This is a genomic window from Salipiger bermudensis (assembly GCF_019801965.1).
GTDB classification, from domain to species: Bacteria; Pseudomonadota; Alphaproteobacteria; order Rhodobacterales; family Rhodobacteraceae; genus Salipiger; species Salipiger bermudensis_A.
The window spans coordinates 363,315-389,726 of the sequence record NZ_JAHVIA010000006.1 but is presented as its reverse complement, the minus strand read 5'-3'; the positions used below and the strand labels follow the sequence as shown (position 1 = coordinate 389,726).

Genomic DNA, 26,412 nt, shown 5'->3' with positions numbered 1-26,412 from the left:
TAATGACGAATTATGGAACAGACCGCCGCCATCGACGCCTTCAGCGCGCTTGCCCATGACACCCGGCTCAGGATCTTCCGGCTGCTCGTGCAGCGCGGCCCTGCGGGCACACCGGCGATGGAGATCGGGCGGCTTCTGGACATCAAGCCCTCGACCCTCTCAGGGCACCTGGCGGCGCTGAAGCGCGCCGGGCTGGTCAGCAGCGAACGCCAGCATCGGGAGATCCAGTACGCGCCGCGGCTCGACGCGGTGAACGGGCTGGTGCGGTTCCTGCTCGAGGATTGCTGCGGCGGCGACTCCAGCGCCTGCGCCGGGATCGGTCTGCCGGGCTAGGGCCCGCATGGGGCGCAGCGCGCAGCGACCGACTGCGCCGCCGAATTTCCCGCACGACCCGCCGCGCCGATCATCACGATACCACCGGCCCAAACCTCGCCCACGCGAGGCGCTCCCCTAAGGCAAGGCGCCGTTCCCGGCAACGGCCGTGCTCCCGACCACTGCGTTCGAGCGGCGACGAGACGCTGCGACGGCGGGACGTCCGGGTCCTGAAAACGCGGATCGGCACCTGGTCCAATCGCTCAAGATCCCCCTCTAGCGCCATCGCCGTGCAAGGCCCCGACGATCCACCCGGGCGCGGTCAGCCGGCCCTCGCGAAAAGCCGCAGGGATCCCGCGTCCAGACCGATGGGCCGGGCGCCGCAGCCGCACCAAAGCGCAGGGCTCAGCCCGGATCGATCACCGTGAAGCGCAGGACGAACACGCCGCCCGGAACCACCCTCTCCAGCGCGCTTGGCAACTGATCGGTGGTGAAGGTGATCCGCCCCTCGTCACCGTCCCGCACCTCGGGGGACAGCTCGAGGTCGAAGACCAGAAGCGACTCCGTGCCCGCGATGCGGTTGGGGGAATAGACCATCGTCCGGCCGCGATAGGCGACGTTCTCGCTCTCCTCGGCGCGGAAGCTCCATATGGCCGGGTTGCCGGGCAGCTGCACCTGCAGCGGATAGCCCTTGCGGATCAGCTGCACCCGGCCCTCCGCATCGGGCCGGTTCTCGACATTGTGCTGCTGGGTGAAGATGTAGGGCCGCGGTGCGGCGCCGTCCTCGGGCCACGGCAGATACCGCGTCTCTGCAAAGGCGCCGGTGCCGAGGCTGGCGAGAAGGAGTGCGAGACCGAGCCGTGTCATATGGTGCAGGGCCCCGATCCCGACGGCATTGGCGTATCCGGGACCGGCGGCGGATTCGCCATGTCGGTCCCGGGCGGGTAGATGAACAGGTTCGCCATCATGCCGTTGTCCTCGTGCGGCAGGATGTGACAGTGATAGACGGTCTTTCCCGACACGTCGGGGCGAAAATAGATCCGGATCGTCAGCGCGCCCTTCGAGGGCAGCGCGATGACGTCCCACCAGGTGTCATCATTTGTCGGCTGGCCATTGATCGCCACCACCTGAAACGGGTTCACGTGGATGTGGAACGGGTGCTGGAAGACGTCCTCGTTGATCAGCGTCCACTCCTCGACCGTGCCGCCCAGCACCTTCTGGTCGATGCGGTTGAGCGCGAAGACCTTGCCGTCGAGGTAGAACTTGACCGGCACGAGGGCCCCGTCTCCGCTTGCATCCTGATCGCCGGCGGGATCGTTGCCCGAGATCTCGCCCTTGAAGCGGATCTCGCGCCGGTTGGCGATGGGCAGGTCCGGCATCTCGGGCGGCGCGACCAGCCGCGTCGGCATCGGATCCTGCCGCGGCGCGCCGCCGACCTCGACGCTGCCGATGATCCAGCCGGGGCGGGCTCCGCCGGGATGGCCCTGCTCGTAGATGTCCGCATGCAGCGCATAGCTGCCGGGGTCGCCTCCCCTCACGAGAAACTCGGCCCGGTTGCCCGGCGCCATGAGGATGCGCTTGACGGGGCGCGGGGACGCGAAGGGGATGCCGTCCTGCCCGATCTGGTAGAAATCATGGTCATCGAGATTGAGCCAGAAGAACCGGTGCGGCGCCGCGTTGAGCACGCGCCAGCGCTGCAGCTCGCCGGGCCGGATGTCGATCGTCGGGCGCAGCTGGCCGTTCATCGTCAGCAGCATGTCGGTCGGCTGGGAGGGGATCGGCGAGAAGGGCGAGAAGCCCGAATTGGGCACCATCGCCGCGCGCGGCACCTCGCCCGCAGGGTTCACCAGCAGACCGTTGAGAATGATCACCCGCTCACGCAGGTCGCGGATCTCGGGCACCGCGTCGATCTCCCCCTCGACGATGATCGCGCCGGAGAGCCCCTGCCACGCCTGGTGCGAGGTGCTGCCGTGCTTGTGCGGGTGATACCAGAACATGCCCGAGGGCTGGGGGCGGCCGGTATCGGGACCGGGAATGTCGTAGGTGTAGCGCTCCGGGGCGCAGAACGGGCGCAGCACCTGGTAGACATTGTCATGGTTCTCGCCCGGCGAGACCTGAAGCCCGTGGACATGCACGTTGGTGTAGTCGAGCTGGTCGAACATCGCCTGCTGCGCCGGGGTGGCGCCGTCGGGGATGCCGGTCGGGGTGATCAGGTTCGCCAGATCCCAGTCCACCCGGTCGCCGGGCTTCACTCGCAAGGTCGGCCCCGGCAAGGAGCCCTCGGCCATGTGCTCGAACCGGTAGGCGGGCATGTGCAGGGTCCGGTCTCCGACCCGGAAGCGCGCGTTCTGGACGATCAGCTGGGTCCGGACACGGCCATTCTCGGAGCGCAGTTCGGGCAGCGTGCGCAGCGGCTCGCCGGGCATCGCCAGCGCGCGCGAAACCGCCAGTGTCTCAGCCCCGAGCACCACGGCGGAGCCTGCCGCGACTGACCGGAGAAAGTCTCTTCGTCTCACGTCTCCCCCCGGCGCTGCGCCTCAGCCTTCGCGAATACCAACGCCCCCTATGCAGCCCAAGATTGCCGCATCGCGCAATGATTCCCTTTTGGCGGCGCCGGAGGAGTGGGCGCGCCTGCCGAGCCCGAAGCCCGGCAGGCGACGTCATCAGTTCTCCCGGCTGACCGCCGTGCCACCGTCCGGCGCGAAGGTCAGCGACGCGGCCTCCGAGCCGAAGGCAGGCCAGTCCGGGGCGCTCGGTCCGTTGGGCGTGCCGGTCTTGACGAAGGTCGAGAGGCTGCCCTTGGCCGTCTTGCTGGCGCTGCGGTCGAGCGCCGTGGCTTTCGAGCCGAACCGCTCCTCCAGCGTCCCGAAGAAGAACGGGATCTCCGACGCGTGAGCGGCCCCGGCGGTGTTGTCCGTGCGCTGCGATTCAGCCACGTAGTCATAGACATAGTGCCAGGTCGGCATGCCGTTTTCCGTCATCAGGGCGGCCAGGTCCCGCGCCCCTCTCAGCATCATCCCGTCCGGGCCGCCGAGGTCGGCGGATGTCGCGCCGATGATGATCGGGACGTCCGAGAACCGCCCGCTTTCGTAGGCGGCGATCGTGTCGACCACCGTAACGCCATCCGTCACCGGCATGTGAAAGTCCGCGGGGGTCTCATTGCGGCGCGAGAACAGCACCTCGAGGTTGAGGCCGTCGATCACCTCCTCGGCATCCAGGGCGCGGAGGGCCGCGGCGGCCTCGGGCCCGGTGCCGTCGATGCCCTTGCCCTCGGCGAAGGCCAGCGCCGCCCCAGCCGCGCTCTCGGGCGTGGCCGACATGCCGCTGCCGCCATCTCCGCCCGACTGGATCACCGCGCCAGAGGCCATGCCCTCGGTCAGCGGCGAGGTCAGGAGAATATGCACAGATCTGCCGCCGGCGCTCTCGCCGACCAGCGTGATCCGATCCGGATCGCCGCCGAAGGCCGCGATGTTCTGCTTGACCCAGGACAGCCCGGCCGCCTGGTCGAGGATGCCGAAATTGCCGCCGGCCTCCTCGTCGCTGGCGCCTTCGGTCACGGCAGGGTGGGCGAAGAAGCCGAAGCGGCCAAGGCGGTAGTTCATGCTGACCACGACCATGCCGTCCCGCGCCAGCGCTGCGCCATCATAGACCGGCGCCGAGGCGCCGCCATTGATGAAGCCGCCGCCGTGGATCCAGACCATGACGGGAAGGCTGTCGCCTTCGGCGGTGCCTTCGGGCCGCCAGACATTGAGGTAGAGGCAATCCTCGTCAGGCTCCGTGCCCAGCGGCGCGGCATCGGAGGGAAACGGCTTCTGCGCGCAGTCATGTCCGAACGCGGTGGCATCCAGGGGGCCGGACCACGCCTCCACCGGCTGCGGCGCCTTCCAGCGCAGAGGCCCGACGGGGGGCTGCGCATAGGGCAGGCCGAGAAAAACCTCCGCACCGGCGTCGGTCTTGCCCGAGATGTCGCCCGACGCGATGGATGCCGTGGGGTTCGCCATGACAGGGCCTCCCATGCCGATCAGGCCGAGGGCCAGCAGGCTGATGATATTGAAATGTTTCATGTTCTGCTCCTTGGGTATAGCGCGATGCGTCACGGGCGGAAGGCCTGGTTCGGCAGGGGAACCTCGGTGCAGAGGCGCATGGCGGTGGCGTCGGAGCCGATGCAGACCGTGTAAGGCCCCGCTGCGATCTGCCATCCGTCCTGCCAGCGTGCGAAGAGGCGGGGCTCCAGCGGGATGACGACCACGCGTGTCTCGCCCGGGTCGAGGCGGGTCTTGGCGAAGCCCGCGAGGCGGCGGTTCAGGCCCTGTCCGGAGACATAGACCTGCGTGACCTCGGCGCCTGCGACCTTGCCGGTGTTCGTCACCGCGACCTGCGCCTCAAGCGCGCGCCCCCGCCTCTCGACCCGCAGCGCGCTGTACTCGAAACTGGTGTAGGAGAGCCCGAAACCGAAGGGGAAGAGCGGCGCATGGCCCTCGCGGGCGAACCAGCGGTAGCCGGTGTCCGCCCCCTCGACATCGTAGTCGACGTGAAAGATCTCGCCGATGCGCTCCATGCCGGGATTGGAGGTCGTGGTCTCCGGGTCGCGCTGCGCCGGGTGCGGCAGCTGCGCCTCGGATGCGGGGAAGGTCACCGGGAGGCGGCCCGACGGGCAGACACGTCCCCAGAGGATGCCGGCGATGGCCTCGGCGCCACCCTGACCGGGATAGAATGCCGCGAGCACGGCACGGACCTTCGCGAGCCACGGCATCAAGACCGGGCCGCCGGTTTCGAGGATGACGACCGTCTCGGGGTTTGCCTCGGCCAGGGCCGCGATCAACGCATCCTGTTCTTCAGGCAGCGACAGTCCGGATTGATCCAGCCCCTCGGAGCGCCATTCCTCGGCGAAGACGAGCACCAGATCGGCCTCGCGAGCCGCCTTGCAGGCCGCCTGCAGATCGCGCCCGTCCTCAAAGACGACCTTGGCCGCGCCGGACTCGGCGCGCACCGCCGCCACCGGAACCGAGGGGTGGAAGATGCGCTGCACCTGCATGCCCATGATGTCTGTTCCTTGGGTGCTGAAGCTGCCGATCGGGTTGACGTTGGACGAACCGCCGCCGGAAAGCACCCCCTTGTCCGCGTGATGCCCCACCACCAGAACGCGGCTGGCCGCGCCCTTCGACAGGGGCAGAAGGCCGTCGTTCTTCAACAGGGTGATCCCGCCTTCGGCGGCGCGCTGTGCCAGCAGGCGATGGGCGGAATGGTCGATCGAGCCGCCGGGGGCGGGCGGATGATCGATCGCACCCACGGCGAAGAGGCTGCGCAGCTGGCGCGCGACCGCCTCGTCGATGCGAGCCTGCGGGATGCGCCCGTCGGCCACCGCCTCGCGCAGCGGCGCGGCAAAGAAGGGCTCGGGGTCGAGATTGGCCCCCGACTGGACGTCGAGCCCGGCGCGCATCGCCTCGGTCGAATGGGTCGCGCCCCAGTCGGCCATCACCCATCCGGGATAGCCCCAGTCGCCTTTGAGCACCGTTTTCAGGGTGAAGGTGTTCTCCGAGGCGTAATCGCCGTTGACGAGGTTGTAGCCCGGCATGATCGCACCGGGCTGGCCGATCTCGATCCCGATCTGGAAGGCCAGAAGGTCGCTCTCGCGCATCGCGGGCTCGGACAGGTCCGAGCTGACCATCACCCGTCCGGTCTCCTGCGCATTGAGAACGAAATGCTTCATGGTCGAGACGATGCCCTGCGACTGCACGCCCGCCACCGAATGGCCGGCGATCTGCCCGGTCAGCAGCGCGTCCTCGGACACGTATTCGAAGTTCCGCCCGCCGCGCGGCTCTCGCACGAGGTTGGCCCCGCCGGCGAGCTGCACGTTGAAGCCCTTGGCGCGGGCTTCACGGCCCACCATCTCGCCGGTCTGCCGCGCCATATCGATGTCGAAGCTGGCACCGAGCAGCAGCGAGGCGGGCAGGGCGGTGGCGTTGTCGCCGGGGCGCACATTGCCGAGATTGCTGATCCCGAGGCTGGCATCGGCCTGCTGCATGGCGGGGATGCCGAGCCGGTCGATGCCCGGGTAGAAGGCGGCGGAGCCGAGCGCGCCGTCGGGCTTGGGCGTATCGCCGAGCGGGATTGCCATCGGGCCGGACAGCCATGAGAACTTCTCGTCCTCGGTCATTTCGGCCACCACGAGGCGGGCGCGCGTGTCGGGATCGAGCGTGGCGTCCTGCCACGGGTATGTTTCGGGTGCCATCGTATTCTTCTGTCTTGGTCTAGGTCTGCCGCGCCGCTCGGGGCGGGCCCTGGCCCCGAGTGGAGCGGCTCCGCCACGCGGGCGCGATCTCGATGGCAAATGCCTCAGACGCCACGAAGTTTCATGAGCCTGGCTCATGGCAATCAGTCTTCGGAAGAGGCGGTCCCGCCGTGATCGCTCTCGGCTTCGATGATGCCGCGCAGCGGGGCAGGGCGGTGTGCCCTGCGGCGTGTGCCGAGGCGCTTGCGGGCGCCGGTGGGCGTCATCACCAAGACGAAGACCACCGACAGCCCGATCAGGATCGGCGCCTGCCGGCCGCTCCAAACCTCCGGCAGCGGCTTGCCGGCCAACTGGGCGCCGAAGCCCTTTGGCAGATAGGTTGGCGGCGACGCGCTGTCCCCGCAGAAGGGTGTTGGGGGGGAAGGCCGTGCGTCAGCCGCCCGGGTGGAAGCCTTTCGGGCGACGGGCCGGGCGCGCCAGCGCCGCGGTCAGCAGCGACACGGACATCACGATCAGCGGCGGCACGGCGTGGCCGTATTCGCCGTGCAGAAGCACCGTCAGCGCCGCCGCCGCCATCACCGCCGCGCCGAGCAGGCTGCCCAGGATGCGGGTGCGGGGCAGCAGGATCAGTAGCGCGGCAGCCCATTCGACCAGTCCGGTCAGCCGGTTGAAGCCGCTCGGATATCCCCAGCGGTCGTAATCGGCGACGATCTCGGGCGAGGCGAAGGTGTTGAGCGCGCCGCCGAGCAGGAAGAACCCGGCCAGCAGGCAGGCGAGGATGGCGCGCCAGGGGAAGGAAGTCATCGATGTCTCCAGTTGCGCGGCACCGGCCCCCGCGAAAGGGACCGGTGCGCGGTGCTCAGGCCAAGTTGGCTTCGGCGAACTCGTAATTCGCCAGCTTGTCGAGGAAGTTGCTCACGTAATCCGGGCGACGGTTGCGGAAATCGACGTAGTAGCTGTGCTCCCACACGTCGAGACCGAGCAGCGCGGTGCCCTCGCCGGTGGCCAGCGGGTTGACGCCATTGGGGGTCTTGGTCACCGCGAGGCCGCCATCGGCCTTCTGGATAAGCCAGGCCCAGCCCGAGCCGAATTGCGTGGTTGCGGCGGTCTTGAACGCGGCCTTGAAATCCTCGACCGAGCCGAAGGACTCGACCAGCTTCGCCTCGAGCGCGCCGGGGATGCCGCCGCCGTTCGGCGACAGGGCGTTCCAGAAATGGATGTGGTTCCAGTGCTGGCCGGCCTGGTTGAACACGCCCGCGAGCGCGTCGTCGGCATAGCTCAGCGCGATGATCTCCTCGAGCGACTTGCCCTGCAGGTCGGCATTGCCCTCGACGAACCCGTTGAGCGCGGTGACATAGGCCTGGTGGTGCTTATCGTGGTGCAGCTCGAGCGTTTCCTGGCTCATGCCACGCTCGGCAAGGGCGGCGTGGGAATAGCCAAGGGCGGGAAGTTCGAAGGTCATCGGAGGTCTCCTTGATGCGGCGACGCTTGCATGCGTCGGCCGGGGTGGCTAATAAAACAAGTAAGCGCTTTGTTTAATACCGGAGGCATTATGTCAAGCGACGACTTGGAAAAAGAACGCTGGTCGCCGCGTGCTCCCTCCGAGCGGCTTCTGATGACGCTGAAGATGCAGGGTCCGCAGAGCTCAGCCGAGATCGGCAGGCGGCACGGCATCACCGGCGAGGCGGCGCGCCAGCAGCTGGTCAAGCTGCAGGAAGACGGGCTGGTGGCCGAAGAGCGCCGCAGCGCCGGCCGCGGCCGGCCGGCGGTCTACTGGCACCTGACCGAGCAGGCGCAGGCGCGCTTTCCCGACACCCACGCCGCGCTGACCGTCGATATCCTGCGCAGCATCACCGAGGTGCTCGGGCCGGAGGCGCTCGACCGGATCATCGCCGAGCGCGAGACGGTGACGCTCGATCACTATCGCCGGGCCCTGTCGGGCTGCTCCGGCCACCGGGAACGGCTCGAGAAGCTCGCCGAGCTGCGCAGCGCCGAAGGCTACATGGCGCAGGTGGTCGAAGACGACGAGGGCTTGCGGCTCGTCGAGAACCATTGCCCGATCTGCGCGGCGGCGACCTTCTGCCAAGGCTTCTGCCGCGCCGAGAAGGCGGTGTTCCAGACCGTGCTCGGCCCGAGTGTCCGCGTTGAACGGGATGAGCATATCATCGGCGGGGGCCGGCGCTGCACCTACCTTGTCCGCGAGACCTGACCTGTTTCAGCGGAACGCGCGGTTACGGCTTGGCTTTGCCCAAGGTCTGATCCTGTCCTGACCGTCGACGAGATACTTAAGCTGTGAGCCCGTCGCGGCGCGGCGCGAGGTGGCGCAGCAGGGTGCCGTGATCGGGAAGCGCGCTCAGCATCTGCCCGGTCAGCGCCTCGGCAGGGGCCGCGCAGGGCGCCGTGCCCGCCGCAGCATTGGCCGGGCGCCAGCCCATGCCAAGCAGGATGAACTCCCATGCCGCATGGGAGAAGGGGCTGTAGCGATAGGAGAAATCCGCGAAGGAGGGCGGGCGCAGCTGCCAGAGCTCGAGCAGCTCGCGCAGCCGCTGCGAACGCAGCGCGGCCTCGGCGGCGTCGCGCCAGAAGGCGGTGTCGCGGCGCTGCGCCACGGCGTAGTGCAGCGCGAGGAAGTCGGCGAGATCGTCATGCATCTCGGCCAGCAGCGTATTGTAGCGCCGGGCCAGCGGCTGCACCGGCTGGCCGGGGGCGGCGGGAAACATCTCGACCAGCGCGCGGGCGGCGAAATCGGCGAGGAACAGCCCGGTGCTCTCCAGCGGCTCGAGAAACCCCGCCGCGAGGCCGAGCGCCACAACGTTGCCCTGCCAGGGCGCGGCGCGCCGGCCCGGGGTGAAGGGGATGACCCGGACGGGCAGTTCGGCGGCGCGCGGGCCTTCCTCGGCGCGTAGCGCGGCTTCAGCCTCGGCATCGCTCAGATGGGTGGAGGAATAGACGTAGCCGCGCCCGCGCCGCTGGCGCAGGCCGATATCCCAGCACCAGCCCGCCTCGAGCGCGCGGGCGCGGGTGAAGGGATCGGGCGTGTAGGCGGGGGCGTCCTCGGGCACCCGCATGGTCACCGCCCGGTCGCAGAGCAGGCGGTCGGCGTAGGAGACCCAGTCGCGCCCCTCCTCGGGCAGCAGAAGCCCCGCGAAGCCGGTGCAATCGACCCAGAGATCGGCGGTGATCGGCGGGCCGTGCTCGGTCTGGAGCGCGGTGACGGTCTCGCCCTCGCGCAGCACGCCGGTGACATGGGCGCACTGCCGCGTCACGCCCTTCGCGGCCAGCTCACTCGCGAGGTGGTCGGCGAATTTCTCGGCGTCGAGATGGTAGGCATAGGGCACCGGGCCGCTGAACTCGGGCGCGCCTGCCGGACGCGGCGCGCGACGATGTTCGATCAGCGCGGCCTGCGCCGAGGCGACGGTGGCGAAGGCCGGCGCGCCGGAGGACGCCAGCCAGCGCGCGGCGAAGTTACGGGGCAGGGCATGGCGGTGGAACGGGTGCAGGCAGCGGCTGCCGGGCCCGGACCAGTCGTCGAAGCGGATGCCGTGCTTGAAGCTGGCGTCACAGGCCGCGAGAAATCCGCGCTCGGACAGGCCGAAGCGGCGCAGCATGTCGCGCATGGTGGGGATCGTGGCCTCGCCCACCCCGATGCGCGGGGTCTTCGGGCTTTCTACCACGGTGATCGAGACCGGCCCGGGGCCGGTCCCGTTGAGTTGCGCCTGAAGCGTGGCGGCTGCGATCCAGCCGGCCGAGCCGCCCCCGACGACGGTGACCCGCATCAGGCGTCTTCGGAGACCGGTGCCTCGTCGGATTGAGGCGCCGCCGCCTGCGCGGCAGCGATGCGGCGCGCCATCGGCGTCAGGTTGTTGAGCGATTGCAGGTGCACGTAGCACAGCTCGAGCTCGTCGGTCTTGGCCATCTCGGCCAGAATCTCGGGGGGCAGCGCCTTGAGCTTGTCGCGGTCGATGGTGAAGAACCCGCCGAGCTGGGCCGACTGGCCGCCGGGCAGGCTGAACTGCGCCTGCGCGGGCTTCAGAAGATCATGCTCCATCAGCCGCTTGCAGAACAGCTGCGTGCGGTCGAACAGGCCCTGATACTCGCGGGTGAAGGTCAGCATCGACTCGAGGTAGCGGGTGCGCTTGCCCTCCGCATCGAACAGGCGCTCGCCCCGTCCGTCCTTGTTGAAGCCCTCGTGCTCCTCGTCGATGCAGAGCGTGAAGGTCTTGCCATCCTCGGAGCGGGCAAAGACGAAGGGATAACGGCGCAGGAAGGCGGGGATGTAGCCGCCGGTCCAGTTGCCCTCGGAATCGACGGCGTTGTTCTCGCTGGCGCGCATCCCGAGGATGACCGACGGGAAGATGTTCTTGTCGTCGCCGGCGAAGACGATCGCGCAGTCGGTGGCCGCGGGGATGAACTCGGCGGCCAGCAGCGGCACCGAGTTGACCTCCTTTGCGAAGGCATAGTTGCGCCCGGCCTCGAGCGACCAGTCGCGGTGCCGTTCGGACGAAATCGGAACCGCCCGTTCGTAGATCATCAATTGTTTCGTCACGTTGTTCCCTCCCTTTGGGTCAGGTTGCCACCCACACCTGTCTCGGTTCATGAAGGCTATCCGGTAAGCGTGAGCGAGAAAAGAAAATTTCAATCAGAAATTAACGGATGCAGCTGATCGGCCTCGTCTCCGAAGCGAGCGATATAGGCCGGGGTCAGGCCGAGGCATTCGGTCGAGCTGCAGGCGGCGCGGTGCGGGCAGCGGTGAAACTGATTGCGGTCGAACTCCTGCCAGAAGGCCGGATCGATCATCAGCAGCGGCTGCGCGTTGACCAGCGCGTCGGAAAGCTCGCCCATCAGGCATTCGGGCACGTTCTTGACCTCGACGAACCGGCCCGCCTCGCGGGCGGCGAGGATCGCCTCGCGCAGGGGCGGCATCAGCTCGGGAAAGGCGACCGCGAGGCGCTTGTCGTCGCGCTCGGCCATCGGGAAAAAGTTCCAGAATTCCATTTGCACGAGGCGTTCGAGATGGCTCAGCGCGGAGACGATCCCGGGCAGCTCGCGGTAGCACAGGCGGGTGATGACGGTGTTGGTCAGCAGCCGCACGCCCTCCTGCCGGTCGAGATATTCCATCCCCGCCAACATCTTGTCCCACGCGCCGGGCACCTGCGTGATGGCGTCGTGGCTGGCCGCGCCCGCCCCCGCGACCGAGACGAAGAACTCGTTCACCCCGGCCTCGAGCAACCGGTCGGCATAGCCGGGCCGCGCGAGATGCACGCCGTGGGTCTGGATGCGCACCCGCTCGAAGCCCGCCGCGCGGGCGGCGCGGGCAAGATCGGGAAGGTCCGCACGCAGGGTGATCTCGGAGCCGGTGAGGATCAGCCCGCGCCAGCGGCGATGCGCGCGCTGCTCCTCCAGAACCTTGTCGAAGAGCGGCGCGGGCGTCGGCTGAAGCCGGTCCATCGTGCCCTCGATCATGCAGTGCACGCATTTGAGATTGCAGCGGAATTCCATCGTCACGCTGACATAGTCGTCGTGATCGCGCAGCGACAGCCGCTCTCCCGGCGCGATGGCCTTGGGGGTGGTCACCCCGGCGCGCACGCCGGGCAGGTCGAGCGCCTGCCGTGCCGCGAGCGCGGCGTCGGGGCCGAGGCGGTCAGAGGATCCCATAGACGCTCCCCTTGGTGTAGCGCACGCCGCCCTCCGGCGCGGGCTCCCAATCGTAGCCGATATCGAAGAGCAGGTGACCGAAACGGTGCAGGTTGGCGCGGAAGAAGTCGCGGATGGGCTCTGGGTAGCCCAGCCGGTCGAGGCAGAGCAGGGTCTGTGCGGCCGGGATGCGCGAGAAATACACCCCGTCCGCGTGGCGCTTGTTGGCGACCACTACGGTCTGCGCGGTGATCTCGGGCCACAGCCAGTCTTCGAGCGCGACCGGCTGCGCCATCTGCGCGGTCTCGGCGAGTTTGGCGCGGATGGCGTCGGCCTCGCGGAGCGCGTCGAAGAAGAAGTAGAAGTTGCGCATCTCGAAGCCGGATTGCGTCAGGCCGTAGCAGATGCCCGAGGAGACGCTGCTGCCGGGATTGCCGATATAGAGGTCGATCTGGTCGATGGCGCCGCCCTGCAGCTGCTCGGCCGTGAGTTCGACGGAGAACATGAAGTAGGGCCGGTCGTCGCCGCTGAGCGGCGCGGTGATCGGCACGAGCGGACCGATGGCGCGGTGCAGGGCGAGGGTGTCGAAGCGGCGGCCCAGCCGGGCGTAATCGTAGAAATAGAACTCCCAGCTCAGCCGGCCCCCGGCGTGCTTCAGGCCCCAGACGGTGCGGAACGGGCCGTTGGCGGCGATCAGCGCGTCGCAGATCTCCCGCATCTTCGGCGGCAGCCCTGCGACGGCGAAGGAGTGGTAGAGCAGCGCCGCGCCTTGCCAGCTGTCGCGGTTCGGCAGCGCCGGCGGATCGTAGGGCCAGAGGCAGAAATCGAGGCACGGATCGGCGCGGCGCGCGCGGTAGAGGCCCGCGGGGGTCTGTCCGGCCATCACAGCGACCCCCGGACGCGATGCGCGCCGTAATAGAGCGTTGCGAAAGGCCGCCCGTCGCGGGCGGTGCCGGCGGCGACATGGCCGAGCGGGCGCTGCGCCTCCCGCTCGAGCAGCGGGACGGAGGCTCGTCCGAGCAGGCGGGCGAGGGTCTCGGCATGCTCCGCAAGGCTGGCGCGCAACGGCGTGAGGTTGAGGTCGAGCGAGCGGCGCGGGTTGCCGGGCTCGGTCACCTCGAGCAGTGTGAGGGGCTGGGGCGCGGGGATCGCGGCGAGGGTCAGCAGCGCCTCGCGCACCGGCCCCTCGGGCAGCGCGGAGGTGATCGTCGCGGCCAGCGCCGGCGCGTCGAGTGGCCCGGCATCGCGGTATTCGCTCAGGGCGTACGCGCCGTCGCCACGCCATTTCAGAGCGAGGAAAGCGAGACCGGGCTCGGGCCGGTCGCCATCGGCGAACTCGAGATAGCATTTCAGCACCGGCCCATCCGCCTCGGGCTCGTAGCCGAAATGCAGCGACGCGGCGCGGGACTGCAGCGGATCGAGCCGCGCGACGCCCTCCGCCGGAGCACCGAGATCCGCAAGCATGGCCCTCAAGCCGCGCGACGGGCCGGGGCCGAGCGCGCCGCGCGGGAAGCTCACGAGAAAGCGGCCGTCACGCAGCTCGTCGCCGATGGCCTTGACCGAGTATTCCCGGAGCAGCGGACGCTCGACCCGGGCGAGCACCTCGGAAAGCCGCGCCTCGGGGGTCATTCCGCCTCTCCCGAGACCGCCAGCAGGCTGCCGAGTCCGCGATCCGCGGCGAGCAGGTCATGCCGCATCCGTCCGTGCATCCGCTCGACCCGGCGTTGCCGGGCGCGGAAGGCCAGCGCCGCCACGCCGGGCCCGAAGGGCCGCAGCAGCCGCGCGGCGCGGCGGTTCCAGCGCGCGCCCTTGCTGCCGAGCAGCTCGTCCTCGAGCGACAGGAAGCGCTCGATCCGGCCCGGATCGCCCTGCCGGCCACAGCGGCCCTCGAGCTGGCGGTCGACGCGGCGGCTGTCGTGGCGTTCGGTCAGCAGCACGTGCAGACCGCCGAGCTCGGCCATGCCGGGGGCGAGCTTGATGTCGGTGCCGCGGCCGGCCATGTTGGTCGCCACCGTCACCGCGCCGCGCTGCCCGGCGCGCGCCACCACCGCCGCCTCGTCGGCATCCTGCACCGCGTTCAGGAGTTGGTGGGAGATGCCGGCCCGGGCAAGCTCGGCGCTGATCCGCTCCGAGGCGCCGACCGAGCGGGTGCCGATCAGCACAGGCGTTCCGCTGGCGTGCAGCTCGGCGGTGCGCGCGGCGATGGCGCGGCACTTGTCGGCCTCGCCGGCGAAGATCCGGTCGCGGCCGAAGCTGCGCCGATCGCCCTTGTGCGGCGGGATGCGGATCACCCCGAGCCCGTAGACCGAGTAGAGTTCCCAGGCCGCATCGCTGGCGGTGCCGGTCATGCCCGCAAGGCGCTGGTAGCGGCGGAACACCCGCTGGTAGCTGATCCGCGACAGGGTGGCGCGCGGCTCCGTCGGCTCGACCTCCTCCTTCAGCTCGATCATCTGGTGCAACCCCTCGGACCAGCTCCGGTCTTCCTGAATGCGGCCGGTGTTCTCGTCGACGATCTGCACCTTGCCGTCGCGCAGCACGTAATCGTTGTCGCGGTGGAAGAGGTGGATCGCCGACAGCGCCTGCACCACCGCGTGATCGCGGATCACCGCGACCCGGAACGGCCCGCTGCCATACTCGCCCATGATCTCGAGCCGCTCGGCGCCCTTGGGGGTGATCTCGATCCGGCGCTCGTTGGGATGGATGCGGTAATCCTTGCCCTCGTCGAGCTGACGTGCCGCCCGCAGCGCGCGTTGCAGGAACTCCGGGTCCTGGTTGCGCGCGACATCGGTGGTCCCTGAGATCACCAGCGGCGTGCGGGCCTCGTCGATCAGCACCGAATCCGCCTCGTCGATCAGCGCGAAATGCAGCCCGCGCATGCGCAGCACCGCGCCCGGCCCCTCGGCCGAGAGCCGCTCGACCTTGCGGCGCAGGTTGCCGGGGTTGCGGCGCAGCACCATGCGGTCGCGCAGGTAGTCGAAGGCGATCTCCTTGTTGGCGCCGAAGACGATGTCGGCGCGGTAGATCTGCGCGCGCTCGGCCTCCTGCTGGCCCGCCTGCACGACGCCGGTGGAGAGACCGAGGAAATCGTAGAGCGGGCGCATCAGGTCGCGGTCGCGCAGGGCGAGGTAGTCGTTCACGGTGATGACATGCACCGGCACGCCGGCCAGCGCCATGGTGCAACTCGCCAGAGTGGCGCAGAGCGTCTTGCCCTCGCCGGTGCGCATCTCGGCCACCGCGCCGCGCAGCATGGCGAAGGCACCGAGAAGCTGGACATCGAAATGGCGCATCCCGAGGGTGCGCTCCGCCGCCTCGCGCAGCAGCGCGAAGGCGGGGCCGAGCAGCCTCGCGTCTGGCACGCCCTGTGCCAGCGCCAGCCGCAGCGGCGCGCGCAGCGCCTCGGCGGCGGCGCGCAGCTCGGCGTCGGTCAGCGGCGCCAGCGCCGCTTCGTGGCGGGCGGTCTCGGAGATGATGGCGTCGAGCCGATGGCGGCGCAGCCCGGCGGTGCGCGCCATGCCGAGGCCGATGAGCTTGCGCCCGAGCCGGTCGAGCTGCCCCTCCTCGCTCTCGGGGCGCTCGGAATAGCCCGCGATGCGCGGCAGGGTCAGGCGCGGACCGGGGCGGGAGGCGGCGAGATCAGACATTGAAGCGCTTCAGGAACAGCTGGCGCAGCGCCCGGCCCAGACGGAAGCCGACCGGTGCGTCGCCATGATCGAAGCGCACGGTGGCGCGCTCCCCAACGAAGGGCAGGGCGCCGGGCGCGGTGGTGGCGACATCGAAGAGGAACAGGCTCTGGACGGTACGGTTGCCGTCGGGATCCTCCGGATCGAGCGCGAAGGGCCCGCCCGCTTCGGTGGAGAGCGCCGGCGACGGAAGGCGGTTGATCCCCTCGGGCGAGAGGCCGACGATCCTCGCCTCGATCTCGACGCCGGGCTGGCGTTCGAGCCGCAGGCTGACATGATCGGTGGCGCGCACCAGTTCGGCGGTCTGCTGCGGCACCGCCACCCGGTAGCGCGTGGTGCCGTCCGGCAGAAGGTAGCCCAGCACCGCGCCCTTGTGCATCAGCTGCCCGGTCAGGTCGCCGGCCTGCGGGATCAGCGCCATGCCGGCGCGCGGGGCGGTGACGGTGAGGGCCGCGGCGCGCTCGTCGTATAGCTTCAGCCGGCCCTCGAGATGCGCCACCTGCTCGCGCAGGAGCTTGGCCTGCACCTGGTCCGAGGCGGCAACGGCGGCGAGCTTGAGCCGCATCTCGGCGAGCCGCGCGGCGGCCAGCGCGCGCTCGGCATCGAGGATCGGGTCCTCCAAGCGCAGCAGCTCGGCACCGGCGCGGACACTGGCCTGCTCCACCGGGGTCTCGGCGACGAAGCCATCGGTGGCGGCGCGCAGGATCTGGTCGTCCTCGAGCCAGACCACGCCGGAGGCGAGCGTGCGGTGCGGCACCGGCAGGGCAAAGATCGCCGCGACCACGGCAGCGGCGAGCCCGCCAGAGATCGCGATGGCGCGCAGTCGGCGGCCCCGCAGCGAGCCCGCGGTGAACAGGAAGCTGAGCCCCTTCCAGAGCGGGAAGAGGAAGACGTTGGAGAGCGACCAGATCGCCAGAAGCACCCCGATGAAGAAGAATTTCGAGGCCACCAGCAGCGCGATGGTGATCGAAATGCCGACCCGGTAGAGGAAGGCGGCGATCGAGTAGAACAGGAACCAGCCGCGCTCGCCCCTGGCCGTGACCGGGGATTGCGTGTTGCGCAGGCCAAGCAGGTAGCGCTGTACAAGAAACCAGAAATACTTGTTCGACCGCTGCCCGAGATTGGGGATCTCGATGACGTCGATCAGCACGAAATAGCCGTCGAAGCGCAGCAGCGGGTTGCCGTTGAAAAACAGCGTCGAGACCCCGCCGATCAGCATGACGTTGAAGGCGAAGGCGCGCACCAGCCCCGGCTCGACATTGATCCAGACGATCATCGCGATCGCGGCAAGGGCCAGCTCGACCATGATGCCGGCCCCGCCCACCACGGCGCGGCGCCATTTCTCGGGGAAGGCGGCGGAGGCCGAGGCATCGACATAGGGCACCGGGATGAACACTAGGAACATCACCCCGATCTCGTGCACCTCGCCGCCCCAGGCCTTGGTGGCATAGGCGTGGCCAAGCTCGTGGATCGCCTTGACCAGAGGAAAGGCCAGCGCCACCAGCAGCAGGTTCTCGGCCGAGAGCACCCGGTCGATGACGCCGCCAAGCAGCTCCTCCGCGTGCAGCGCGGCCAGCGTCACCCCGGCGAGCACCAGCATCAGCCACGCAATGAAACCCCAGATCGTGAAGACCGGGCGCACCAGCGCCACGGTGCGGTCGAGCAGGGCATCGGGGTCGAAAAGCGGCAGGCGCATGGCGAGCGGGTTGCGCAGCCGCGCGATCAGCGACTTGCGCGCCTGATCGTGGTGCCGGCGTCCCATCTCGGCGATGTCGGGGGGGACGTCGCCGGTGATCAGGTCGGCGCCGTGCAGCTGCGCCAGCAGGCGGATCACCTCGGACTGGCTCGGGGGGTCATCCTCGAACCGGGCGCAGGCGGCCTCCCAGAGCGTTTGTACCGTGCGCCGCCCGTCCATCAGCGAGAGCATCAGGTTGGCCGCCGGACTCAGCCGGTGATAGCGGCCCGAATGGCTGTCCTGCACCACGAACCATGTCTGGCCGCGGAAGCGCTGGCGGTGGATCTCGACATGGCCGCGCAGCCGCGGCCGCAGCGGCGCGACGCGATACCAGTCCTGCGAAAGAAAGCTCTGCACCATCGCCGTCTACCCGATCCGCAGCCACTTCCACGCCCACAGCCGCGCCCAGTCGATCAGCGGGCGGGCCCAGATCTCGACCAGCCGCGTCTCGCCGGTGTCGATCTTGGCGATGCCCTCCATGCCGGGCTGCAATTCGGGATGCGCGCCGGTGAAGGCGGCCTCGACGCGGAAGGTGGTGGCGCCGTCGGCATATTCGGCGACCGGGGTGATCTTGGTGATCTCGAAGCCGAAGCTCTGCTCCGGCAACGCGGTCGGAACCAGCGCGCCGGCCTGGCCGGGGCGCACATCGGCGATGCGACGCTCGTCGACGTCGAGGGTCAGGCGGTAATCTCCGGGCGGCGCGATCGATAGCAGAGCATCGCCGCGCGCCACAGAGGCGCCGATGCTCTGGCTGAGATCGCCCGAGATCACCAACCCGTCGAAGGGCGCGGTGAGCCGGGTGCGTTCGAGCTGCTTGTCGATCAGCGCGATCTCGGCCTCGGCCTGCGCGATCTCGGCCCGGCGCACCTGCGTTTCGGCGCGGTCGCGGGCGGCGAGCGCGCGGTCATACTCGATCAGCTGACGCTGGCGCTCGGTCACCAGGCGCAGGCGCTCGAGCGCGAGATCACGGTCATCGAGTTGCACCAGCACCGCGCCCGCCTCGACCGGATCGCCGGCGCGGGCGAAGGCCGCGGCGATGAAGCCGTCGAAGGGCGCCGCCACGGTGCGCTGCACCCGGCCCGAGACCTGCGCCTCGGCCGAGATCCGGTCGGGCCCGGTGGCGAACCAGCCGAAGAGCCCGAGCCCGACCAGCACCAGCAGCGCCAGCTTGCGCCCGACATGGCCGGGGCCGAAGAGCCGGGTGAACTGCTGACCGAGCGCGACGCCCGCCTTGGTGATCAGCCAGCGGTCGTTGCGGCGCTTCTCGTCGAGCACCGGCGCGATCACCGTGCTGACCGCTTCGAGGATCTCGAGATCGGTCTGGGTGAAGGGCGTTTCGGCGGGGCGTTCATAGGTCACGGCACCGATGAAATGGCCCATCGCGTAAAGCGGGACGGTAAGCACATGGCCTGAATTCTGCGCGCGGGCGAGCTTTTCATGGCGATGCGCGGCGACCGGATCGGCGCTGTCCTCGGCGGGCCAGAGCACCGGGCCGCGCTGGTCGATGGCCTCGTCCATCGCCGCGCCGAGCAGACGGACCAGCGCCATCTGCTTGCCGAACTGGGCCGAGTGCGAGATCGCGGCGACCTTGGTGGAAAACACCCCGCGAAACCCGATCGAGACCCGGTCGCAGCTGAAGCGGGTGGCGAGATCGGTGGCGGCGGCGCGGGTGGCGGTGGCGATGTCCTCGCGCTCGGCCACGGCGATGACCACGTTGAGTGCCTCGATGGCGTGGTCATAGCGCTGCCGGTCGGACTGCATCGCCTCGCGCCGCACGAGATCGCGCATCCAGGCGGCGCCCCATTGCAGGCTGCGCATCGCGGCGCGCAGCTCGGCGGCATCCTCGGGCAGGATCTCGAGCCCGACCGCGCCCTGCGTGCGGCCCTCGACGGTGAGCGGTGTCGCCAGCGCGACCAGCCCGCCAGAGGGGCGGCCATCGTCGCCCACCGCGCCGCGGACCACGCCGCGATCGCTGTCGAGCGCGGCCTCGGCGGCGGCGAGCAGGATCGCCGAGGGCATCCGCGACTCGGGCCAGTTGGCCACCGCGCGCGGCCGGCCACCATCGGGATCGGCGAGGAACACCGCGGTGCCCTCGGCGCCATCGACCTGCGCCATCATCAGCGGCGCCCAGGCGCGGGCGGCCTCGTCGAGCGCCTCGGCGCGGCTGAGCCGGCGCCACGGGCCCGCCTCGCGGACGATCCGCGCCTCGGTCTGGTGCTGCGCCGAGCCGGGAATGCCCAGCCCGTCCTCCATCAGTCCTCGACCTTCAGGATGCCGTGGCGGGCCTCGTATTCACGCAGCACGCCGGTGAGGATCTGGTGCAGGCGCTTTGCGGCAAACGGGGTCATGATCATCCGGTTGGTCAGATCGACCCGTAGCGGCCCGGTATCGGTGGGGTTCCAGCTCCGGTTGGTGCCGAAGAACACCTCGACCTGCTCGCGCGTGCCCTGCACGTTCACCACGTTGGCAAAGCTGGTCTGCATCGCCTCGTCGTTCCAGACCACGGTGGAGCTGCGGCTCTCGCCGCCTTCGCTCACCGGGGGCGTGGTTCCGTTCTCGTCCTTGGCCAAATGGTCCTCCCTCCTTTGGTGCGTAAGGCGGCCCCTTGCGGGGGCCGCCATGCGTGCCGTGTGGATCCGTGCCGTTGTCAGTAGGCGGTTTGGTAATCGGTGACGAAGATCCAGTCGTCCTCGTCATCATCGGCAAGACCGCCCTCATTATCCAGCAGATCATCGATCACCCAGAGACCGCCCTTGCTATCGATGTAAGCAAACAACGCTCCGTCCTCGTCGAGCAGGGTATAGGCCGAGTCTGCCGGGGTGTCGGCGGTGGTCTTGAAGGTGACGTCCTTGACGAACTCGCCAAGCTCCGCGTCGTAGGTGTAGGAGCCCTTGCCGAGATTCTTGCTGGCCTGCGAGGCGTGGAAGGTGATCTGGATCTCCGAACTCGCGATGGCAGACTGAATCTCCGGCAGGGTGGCGCGCTCCGCCGAGACCGGGGCGGTCGGTGCCGTTGCGCTGGCCGCAGCGGGAGCGCTGCCGCCGCCGTAATCCGCGGTCTCCGAGCGGGCATCGTTGCCGTCGCCGCTGGCGGCGGTCACCCGCACGTCGCGCTGCGCCGGGCCGTTGCCGGGCTGCGGGTCGGCGGGGGCGCCGTGGGTGTCGCTCCAGTCGGGATCCGACTGGGTGACGATGCCCAGCTCGCCCTCGGGCTCGCCGAAGCGGGCCGGATCGCTGCCGGTGTCGAGCGCGCGGGTCGGATCGGCGCCGTCGCTCTCGCCCAGCAGATACCAGAACTCGATCGCGGCGGGGGCCATCAGGCGGTTGACCGTGGGCGCGCCGAAGGGACGGAACGGCACGATGAAGCTGTTGTACTCACCGGTCCAGTCATGCAGCCGGTCGCCGCCGGTATTGGCGATCAGCACATCGCGGCCGGCACCCCCGAGGGCGTAGTCCTCGTAGCTCTCGTCGGTATCGGTGTCGTCGTTGCTGCCGCCGGCGGTTTCGAGCACGTCGTCGGCATTGAGCCAATCGTCGCCATAGCCGCCATACATCCGGTCGCGCCCGGTGCCGCCGGTGATGGCGTCATTGCCGAGACCACCGAAGATCACGTCATCGCCATCCGTCGTCACGCCGTTCGAGCTGCGCGCATCGACCGGGCCTTCCGAGGCGTCGTGGTTGAGGAAGAAGGTGCCGCCGTTCGGGGTAATCTTGGCGCGCGGGTTGTTCTCGTCGTAATGCGCGAACTCCTCCACCGTGGGATCGTAGGCCAGAAGCCCGCCCGGGTTCACCGGGGTATCCCAGGAGACGATGGTGCCGTCCATCGCCTGCGGGTTCTCCGAAAGCGGCAGGGCCTCGGCGCCCGAGATGGCATCGTCACCGGCGCCGCCATGCAGGAAATCGTCGCCCCAGCCACCGAAGATGACGTCATCGGCATAGGCGGGGGTGAACTCCTTGTCCTGCGTCGCCGCGGGATCGAGGTTGAAGGGCGTCAGGTTGACCGACTTCTTCAGCTGCTGGTCCACGTTGATGATGTAGCGGAAGTTGAAGCTGTTGGGGCCGGTGATCAGGTCGTCGGTGCTGGCGAGCGCCGCGACGCCGTAGAGATCCTCGCCGTAGCTGGTGGAGTTGCGGCTGGTCATGATCCGGCCGTCGTCGCCGATGACGCCGTCGGTGCCGGTGCCGCCCGAGATCCAGTCGCTGCCCCAGCCGCCGATCAGGTCGTCGTTCTGACCGTCGCCGAACAGGGCGTCGCTGCCCATCTGGCCGTAGATGCTGTCATCTCCGGCCTCGCCGTGGATCTCGTCATCGCCGCCGTTATCCGAAAGCGCCGCAGCATCGTAATCCGGGCCGCCCTCGGTGTAGTCGATCAGCTCGACGGCGCGGACGATGATCCGCTCGCCGCCATAGGTATCGTAGTTGAAGCCGAGATAGGTGCCGCTGTCGCTGCCGTTGGTGCCGACGATGCGGTAGATGTTGCCGTTGTCACCGAGGATCACGTCGGCATCGCGGGCATGGCCGTCGATGCCATCGTCGCCGAGATCGTTGCGCGACGCCGCGGTGCCGGAGCCGCCGAAGAGCAGGTCGGCACCGTCCGGGCGCAAGCTCTCGTCACCGGCGAGCCCGGCGAAGAGGCTCGAGCTGCCGCCGATGATGTCGTCCTGACCGAGGTTGCCGAAGACCACGTCCTCGCCGCCATTGCCCTCGATGTAGTCGTCGCCATCGCGACCTTGGCCTGCGAAATCGTCGACCGAGGGAAGGGTGGTGAGCAGGGTATCGCGCGAGGCGCCCACGGCGCCGGGATCGGCGTTGCCGTCGCTGTCGAGATCGATGGAGCCGTCGCCCTGGATCACGTCATTGCCGAGCTGGCCGAAGATCACGTCGTTCTCTGCGCCGCCGGCGATGTAGTCGTCGCCATATTCGGCCGGGTCTTCGACATCGGAATGATCGAAGAGCTCGATGGCGCGCTGCTGCGTCCCGTCGGGGTTCGCCATGTGGGTCGCGGTGATCATCGCCTGCGCGTCATCGGCGCCACCGATGCCGTAGAGCAGCGTGCCGTCGAGCGCCCGCATCCGCGCGTCGACGCTGTCGCCGGTGCGGTAGATCAGGCCGTTGTCGCCGAGGATGACGTCATCATCCGCGCCGCCGTCGATGGCATCGTCGCCATCATGGGCCAGCGCGCCCTCGTTGTCGGTGTCGACGTTGTGGCCGCCGATCAGGTCGTCATCGCCTGCCTCGCCGAACAGCCAGTCGTCGCCCTGCTGGCCCATCACGAGATCCTGCCCGGCGCCCGCGAAGACGGTGTCGTTGCCGCCGAGCCGGTCGCCGCCGGTGAAGGTGGCCGAAACGTCGAAGGGCATGACCCCGAGGGTCAGGGGCAGGGCGGTCTCGTCGATATCGCCGGCGATGCGGGCGTGATCGCCCATCACCAGATCGTTGCCGACGCCCGCGAGGATGCGGTCGCCGCCGGTGCCGCCGATGATCAGGTCGTTCGAGGCGCCGGTCGAGATCACGTCGTCGCCGCCGTAGCGCCAGTCAGTCGTCTCGATTTCCTGCGCGAGATCGGTGGTGCCGTCGCCGATGTTGACCCAGGTCACCCTCCCCACGTCGCCCAGCACGATATCAGCCCCGTCGATACCGCCTGCATCGTCCGCCATGTCGGTGGTGATGGTGTCGCCGCCGGCGCCGCCGAGGATGATGTCCTCGCCGAGCCCGGTGGTCACGGTGTCGTCGCCGCCATTGGCCTCGGTCAGGGTGATGGCGCTCAGAAGCTCGAGCGGCAGCGCGCCGAGATTTGCCGCGCCGGTGCCGGTAAGCAGCTCGCCATTGTCGCCGAAGATGAGGTTGGCGCCCTGTCCGGCGTCGATGCCGTCGTCGCCGAGCCCGCCCAGCACCACGTCGCCGCCGGCGCCGGTGAGGATGGTGTCGTCGCCGCCGGAAAGTGTGGTCTGGCTGCGGATTGCCGCGATGGTCATCGCGAAGCCCGCGAGCTGCGGCGCATCAAACGCGGCCTCGGCAACGACCTCGCCGAGATCGCCGAAGACGATGTTCTCGCCGTCGCCCGCGTCGATCTCGTCATCGCCGGTGCCGGCGAGGATCACGTCGGTGCCCGCGGCGGTGGTGATGGTGTCGTTGCCGGCCACCGCCGGGGTCTCGGTGAAGATGTGGTCGATGTCGGTCTCGTCGCCGTCGAGCACCACCATGTCGACGGTGCCGTTGTCACCCACCACGATGTTGGCGCCGCCGGTGTCTGTGACGCTGTCATTGCCCGCGCCGCCCAGGACGATGTCGTTGCCGAGGCCCGAGAGGATCTCGTCATTGCCGCCGAAGGCGTCGCGGGTGGTGGTGACGCGGATCACCGCGCCGGTGGTGACGATGCGCTGGGTGCCGGCGACCTGCTCGATCACACCAAGATCGGCGATCACGATGTCGTCGCCAGCGCCCGCGTCGATGCTGTCGCTGCCCGGCAGGCGGGTGTCGGCGCTGTCGAGCGCGGGGGTGGTGACGATGTCGTCGCTGACCACGAGGTCGCGCAGCAGCAGGTCGACGGTGAAGCCGTTGTCGCCGTAGACGTGATCGGCCCCGGAGAGCGCCGAGATGTCGTCATTGCCGCTGCCGCCGGCGATGTGGTCGTCGCCCAGCGAGCCGATGATGGTGTCGTTGCCGATGCCGCCATAGATCACCAGTCCGAGCTGGCCGGCGGTGCCGATGGCCGAGGCGTCGATCAGGTCGCCGTGGTCTTCGGGGTATTCCCAGCCGTCGAACACCAGCCCGCCGCCGGTGGGCGCGCCGCCAAGATAATCGTAGCGCGCGCCGTAGGTGTCGGTGTCGCCATAGATCACCAGCAGGCTCTCGGGTCCGCCGCCGCCCAGCACTGTGATCTCGTCGGAGCCACCGCCGCCGTGGATCGCGGTGATCGGCAGGTCGACGGTATTGTCGGAGAAGGTGTTGGTGGCGAGCACCGTGAAATCGTCATCCGCGTCGCCCAGCAGCACGTCGACGATCTCGACGTTGTTCATGCTGATGCCCTGCGCGTAGCTGACGATCTCCGAGCCGTCCTGCGCGATGCTCTCGTCGAAATCGACGGTGCCGGTGCCCATGCCTAGCCCGTTGACCAGCAGCCGCTCGCTGCCGTCGGGCAGGGTGGTGGTGGTCATGTAGCCCGCCGCGCCGGTGACGTCGGTGTCGTTGAAGATGTTGACGCGGTCGTTCTGCTCGGTCTCGTCGGTGACGATCTCGAGCTCGATCGGGCCCGGATCGCTTTCGGTCGGCAGCATCACCGGCGCCAGCAGGGTGCGGTCCTCGGTCGGCGCACCCTCGATGATCAGCGGGCCGAAGACCTTGGAGGCGGTGTGCTCCTCGGCCGGGAACACCTTGGTGATGTAATCGGTCTCGGAGGGCACGTAGTCGGGATCGGCCTCGAGCGTGACCTCGACCTCTTCGTGCCAGTTGTCGGTGGTGAAGGTGATCTGCGCCGCGGTGACGGTGAAGGTGGCGCTACCGCTTTCGTCGGTGAGGCTCTTGCCCCCCGAGACGTAGAGCCGCGTGCCATCCGCCGAGACCGCGCCGATCAGCACCGCGCCGTCATTGTCGCCGCTGCCCGAGATGTCGAGCGTCTGGCCCGAGCCGAAGCCGCTGTCGGCCCAGCTCTGCCCGTCGCTGCGCTCGATGTAATCTGCGCCGTCCTCGACCTCGACGAAGCTGACCGTAAGCGTCTCGTCCGCCAGCGGGACGAGCGACACCCGCCCGCCGGGCACGATCCGGGTCTGGCCGTCGTCGAAGATCGAGATAGTGACATCCTGCGTGGGCGCCTTGGTCAGGCGCACGGTGTAGCTGTCGGTCTCGTCATAGGCATCGTCGGCGCTGTCGATCACCACCGTGTCGCCCTGCGTCTCCTGGATCAGCACGCCGGCGGTGTCGCCGTCGATGGCGGTGAGGGTGAGATCCTGCGCGCTGGCCGAGGCATAGGTCGGGCCGTCGCTGCTGACGGTGTGGGTGACGATGATGCGCTCGGCATTCTCGGCACCGTCATTGGCCGTGGCCGTGACGGTGACGCTCTGCGCGACGCTCCAGTTCGAGGCGTCGAAGGTGAACACCGTCTGGCTGAAGCTCAGGTCACCGGAGTTCGAGTTGTCGGTGAGGGTGATGGTCACCGTCTCGCCCGCCGCCGGGGCGCGGGAGAGCTTCAGCGCGTAGCTGTCGGTGATGCCCTGCGCCCCCTCGAGCACCAGCGTCTCGGAGCCGGTCTCGGTGATCTGCAGCTCGGCGAGATCGTTGTCGCGGACCTCGACCACGAGGTTCTGCACCTGCGCGGCATCGAAGGCCGGGTCGACCGACTGCACCGAGTGGCTGATGACCACGTTGCGGGTGCCCTCGGCGGCGGCATCGTCGAGCGCCTTGATGGTGACGGTCTGGGCCTGGTCCCAGTTGCTGGCATCGAAGGCCAGCACGATGTTCTCGGCGAAATCGCTGCCGTTGTCGCTCAGCAGGACGGAATCCGCCTCCTGTCCGGTGAGGGAGATGCCGGCGTCGCCGTTGGCGGCGATGGCGAAGGTCTCCTCGACCACGATCTCCGTCGCGGTGACCGAGACGATCTTGTAGACGCCATCGGCATCCCCGTCCGTGGTGCCCGAGAGACGGATCGACTGGTAGGTATCGAAGCCGTCGTCCAGGAAGCTGCCGCTGTCGCGGGTGAGCGTGCTGCCGCCCTGCGCGAAGCTGAGCGCGGTGCCCTCGGCCACGGCGGGGACCGCGAGGTTGCGGTCGGCGCTCGAGGCGCGGGTCGCCGAGACGGTGACATAGACCACGCCGGTCGGAACG

Annotated in this window: 19 protein-coding genes (1 of these 19 cut by a window edge); 2 read left to right on the top strand and 17 right to left on the bottom strand. The window is 69.1% G+C overall.

Going from position 1 to position 26,412, the window contains the following annotated elements; translation table 11 throughout:
- Positions 1 to 12 precede the first annotated feature (12 nt).
- On the top strand, positions 13 to 333 hold the full coding sequence (locus KUV62_RS15525) for an ArsR/SmtB family transcription factor (protein WP_222604627.1): 321 nt from the start codon (positions 13 to 15) through the stop codon (positions 331 to 333).
- 384 nt (positions 334 to 717) lie between these two features.
- On the opposite strand, the gene KUV62_RS15520 is transcribed toward KUV62_RS15525, so the two are convergent.
- The 7 genes from KUV62_RS15520 to KUV62_RS15490 all read right to left on the bottom strand — a co-directional run bounded on the left by KUV62_RS15520 (position 718) and on the right by KUV62_RS15490 (position 8,006).
- The gene (locus KUV62_RS15520) at positions 718 to 1,179 is read right to left on the bottom strand and encodes a hypothetical protein (RefSeq protein WP_222604626.1); all 462 of its coding nucleotides are present in this window, start codon (positions 1,177 to 1,179) and stop codon (positions 718 to 720) included.
- On the bottom strand, positions 1,176 to 2,828 hold the full coding sequence (locus KUV62_RS15515; RefSeq protein WP_222604625.1) for a multicopper oxidase family protein: 1,653 nt from the start codon (positions 2,826 to 2,828) through the stop codon (positions 1,176 to 1,178). Before KUV62_RS15515 ends, KUV62_RS15520 begins: the two co-directional genes overlap by 4 nt.
- A 147-nt stretch (positions 2,829 to 2,975) precedes the next feature.
- Positions 2,976 to 4,376: a carboxylesterase/lipase family protein gene (locus tag KUV62_RS15510; protein WP_222604624.1), complete on the bottom strand. Its 1,401-nt coding sequence runs from the start codon at positions 4,374 to 4,376 to the stop codon at positions 2,976 to 2,978.
- A 29-nt stretch (positions 4,377 to 4,405) separates the two neighbouring features.
- Complete coding sequence (locus KUV62_RS15505; protein WP_222604623.1) at positions 4,406 to 6,544, bottom strand: beta-glucosidase; 2,139 nt, start codon at positions 6,542 to 6,544, stop codon at positions 4,406 to 4,408.
- 143 nt (positions 6,545 to 6,687) lie between these two features.
- Entirely contained in the window at positions 6,688 to 6,894 is a 207-nt protein-coding gene (locus KUV62_RS15500) for a hypothetical protein (RefSeq protein ID WP_222604622.1), read from the bottom strand.
- Positions 6,895 to 6,976: 82 nt separating this feature from the next.
- The gene (locus tag KUV62_RS15495) at positions 6,977 to 7,348 is read right to left on the bottom strand and encodes a DoxX family protein (RefSeq protein ID WP_222604621.1); all 372 of its coding nucleotides are present in this window, start codon (positions 7,346 to 7,348) and stop codon (positions 6,977 to 6,979) included.
- A gap of 55 nt (positions 7,349 to 7,403) precedes the next feature.
- Positions 7,404 to 8,006: a superoxide dismutase gene (locus KUV62_RS15490; protein ID WP_222604620.1), complete on the bottom strand. Its 603-nt coding sequence runs from the start codon at positions 8,004 to 8,006 to the stop codon at positions 7,404 to 7,406.
- Positions 8,007 to 8,159: 153 nt separating this feature from the next.
- Here KUV62_RS15490 and KUV62_RS15485 point away from each other — a divergent pair, with 153 nt between their 5' ends.
- Complete coding sequence (locus tag KUV62_RS15485; RefSeq protein ID WP_222604619.1) at positions 8,160 to 8,753, top strand: helix-turn-helix transcriptional regulator; 594 nt, start codon at positions 8,160 to 8,162, stop codon at positions 8,751 to 8,753.
- Between the two features lie 76 nt (positions 8,754 to 8,829).
- On the opposite strand, the gene KUV62_RS15480 is transcribed toward KUV62_RS15485, so the two are convergent.
- The 10 genes from KUV62_RS15480 to KUV62_RS15435 all read right to left on the bottom strand — a co-directional run.
- Positions 8,830 to 10,320 (bottom strand): tryptophan halogenase family protein, encoded by a 1,491-nt coding sequence (locus tag KUV62_RS15480; RefSeq protein WP_222604618.1) that lies wholly within the window; start codon positions 10,318 to 10,320, stop codon positions 8,830 to 8,832.
- A complete protein-coding gene (locus KUV62_RS15475; RefSeq protein ID WP_315901589.1) occupies positions 10,320 to 11,090 on the bottom strand; it encodes a SapC family protein in 771 nt (256 codons plus the stop codon). Before KUV62_RS15475 ends, KUV62_RS15480 begins: the two co-directional genes overlap by 1 nt.
- Before the next feature lie 89 nt (positions 11,091 to 11,179).
- Positions 11,180 to 12,199 (bottom strand): radical SAM protein, encoded by a 1,020-nt coding sequence (locus tag KUV62_RS15470; protein ID WP_261395691.1) that lies wholly within the window; start codon positions 12,197 to 12,199, stop codon positions 11,180 to 11,182.
- Positions 12,186 to 13,061, bottom strand: coding sequence for a hypothetical protein (locus KUV62_RS15465; protein ID WP_222604617.1), 876 nt, complete (start codon positions 13,059 to 13,061; stop codon positions 12,186 to 12,188). Before KUV62_RS15465 ends, KUV62_RS15470 begins: the two co-directional genes overlap by 14 nt.
- Positions 13,061 to 13,807, bottom strand: coding sequence for a hypothetical protein (locus KUV62_RS15460; protein WP_222604616.1), 747 nt, complete (start codon positions 13,805 to 13,807; stop codon positions 13,061 to 13,063). The genes KUV62_RS15465 and KUV62_RS15460 overlap by 1 nt, the downstream gene beginning before the upstream one ends.
- Positions 13,804 to 15,819, bottom strand: a complete 2,016-nt coding sequence (locus KUV62_RS15455) for a translocase (RefSeq protein ID WP_222604615.1) — start codon at positions 15,817 to 15,819, stop codon at positions 13,804 to 13,806. The genes KUV62_RS15460 and KUV62_RS15455 overlap by 4 nt, the downstream gene beginning before the upstream one ends.
- The gene (locus KUV62_RS15450; protein ID WP_222604614.1) at positions 15,812 to 17,953 is read right to left on the bottom strand and encodes a PqqD family peptide modification chaperone; all 2,142 of its coding nucleotides are present in this window, start codon (positions 17,951 to 17,953) and stop codon (positions 15,812 to 15,814) included. Before KUV62_RS15450 ends, KUV62_RS15455 begins: the two co-directional genes overlap by 8 nt.
- Before the next feature lie 6 nt (positions 17,954 to 17,959).
- Positions 17,960 to 19,846 carry an HlyD family efflux transporter periplasmic adaptor subunit gene (locus KUV62_RS15445; protein WP_222604613.1) on the bottom strand — a complete coding sequence of 629 codons (1,887 nt, stop codon included), beginning with the start codon at positions 19,844 to 19,846 and terminating at the stop codon, positions 17,960 to 17,962.
- Positions 19,846 to 20,163 carry a DUF3467 domain-containing protein gene (locus KUV62_RS15440; protein ID WP_261395690.1) on the bottom strand — a complete coding sequence of 106 codons (318 nt, stop codon included), beginning with the start codon at positions 20,161 to 20,163 and terminating at the stop codon, positions 19,846 to 19,848. The genes KUV62_RS15445 and KUV62_RS15440 overlap by 1 nt, the downstream gene beginning before the upstream one ends.
- 77 nt (positions 20,164 to 20,240) lie before the next feature.
- On the bottom strand, positions 20,241 to 26,412 hold the 3' end of the coding sequence (locus KUV62_RS15435; protein WP_222604611.1) for a beta strand repeat-containing protein. Its footprint extends 24,005 nt past the window's final position; 6,172 of the gene's 30,177 nt are visible here — the last part of the coding sequence; its start codon lies beyond the right edge, outside the window; the stop codon is at positions 20,241 to 20,243.

Coding starts and splice junctions, on each gene's coding strand:
- KUV62_RS15490 (WP_222604620.1), bottom strand. CDS start 8,006: ATGACCTTCGAACTTCCCGCCCTTGGCTATTCCCACGCCGCCCTTGCC.
- KUV62_RS15510 (WP_222604624.1), bottom strand. CDS start 4,376: ATGAAACATTTCAATATCATCAGCCTGCTGGCCCTCGGCCTGATCGGC.
- KUV62_RS15445 (WP_222604613.1), bottom strand. CDS start 19,846: ATGGAGGACGGGCTGGGCATTCCCGGCTCGGCGCAGCACCAGACCGAG.
- KUV62_RS15460 (WP_222604616.1), bottom strand. CDS start 13,807: ATGACCCCCGAGGCGCGGCTTTCCGAGGTGCTCGCCCGGGTCGAGCGT.
- KUV62_RS15480 (WP_222604618.1), bottom strand. CDS start 10,320: ATGCGGGTCACCGTCGTCGGGGGCGGCTCGGCCGGCTGGATCGCAGCC.
- KUV62_RS15495 (WP_222604621.1), bottom strand. CDS start 7,348: ATGACTTCCTTCCCCTGGCGCGCCATCCTCGCCTGCCTGCTGGCCGGG.
- KUV62_RS15505 (WP_222604623.1), bottom strand. CDS start 6,544: ATGGCACCCGAAACATACCCGTGGCAGGACGCCACGCTCGATCCCGAC.
- KUV62_RS15455 (WP_222604615.1), bottom strand. CDS start 15,819: ATGTCTGATCTCGCCGCCTCCCGCCCCGGTCCGCGCCTGACCCTGCCG.
- KUV62_RS15525 (WP_222604627.1), top strand. CDS start 13: ATGGAACAGACCGCCGCCATCGACGCCTTCAGCGCGCTTGCCCATGAC.
- KUV62_RS15450 (WP_222604614.1), bottom strand. CDS start 17,953: ATGGTGCAGAGCTTTCTTTCGCAGGACTGGTATCGCGTCGCGCCGCTG.
- KUV62_RS15465 (WP_222604617.1), bottom strand. CDS start 13,061: ATGGCCGGACAGACCCCCGCGGGCCTCTACCGCGCGCGCCGCGCCGAT.
- KUV62_RS15485 (WP_222604619.1), top strand. CDS start 8,160: ATGACGCTGAAGATGCAGGGTCCGCAGAGCTCAGCCGAGATCGGCAGG.
- KUV62_RS15470 (WP_261395691.1), bottom strand. CDS start 12,199: ATGGGATCCTCTGACCGCCTCGGCCCCGACGCCGCGCTCGCGGCACGG.
- KUV62_RS15520 (WP_222604626.1), bottom strand. CDS start 1,179: ATGACACGGCTCGGTCTCGCACTCCTTCTCGCCAGCCTCGGCACCGGC.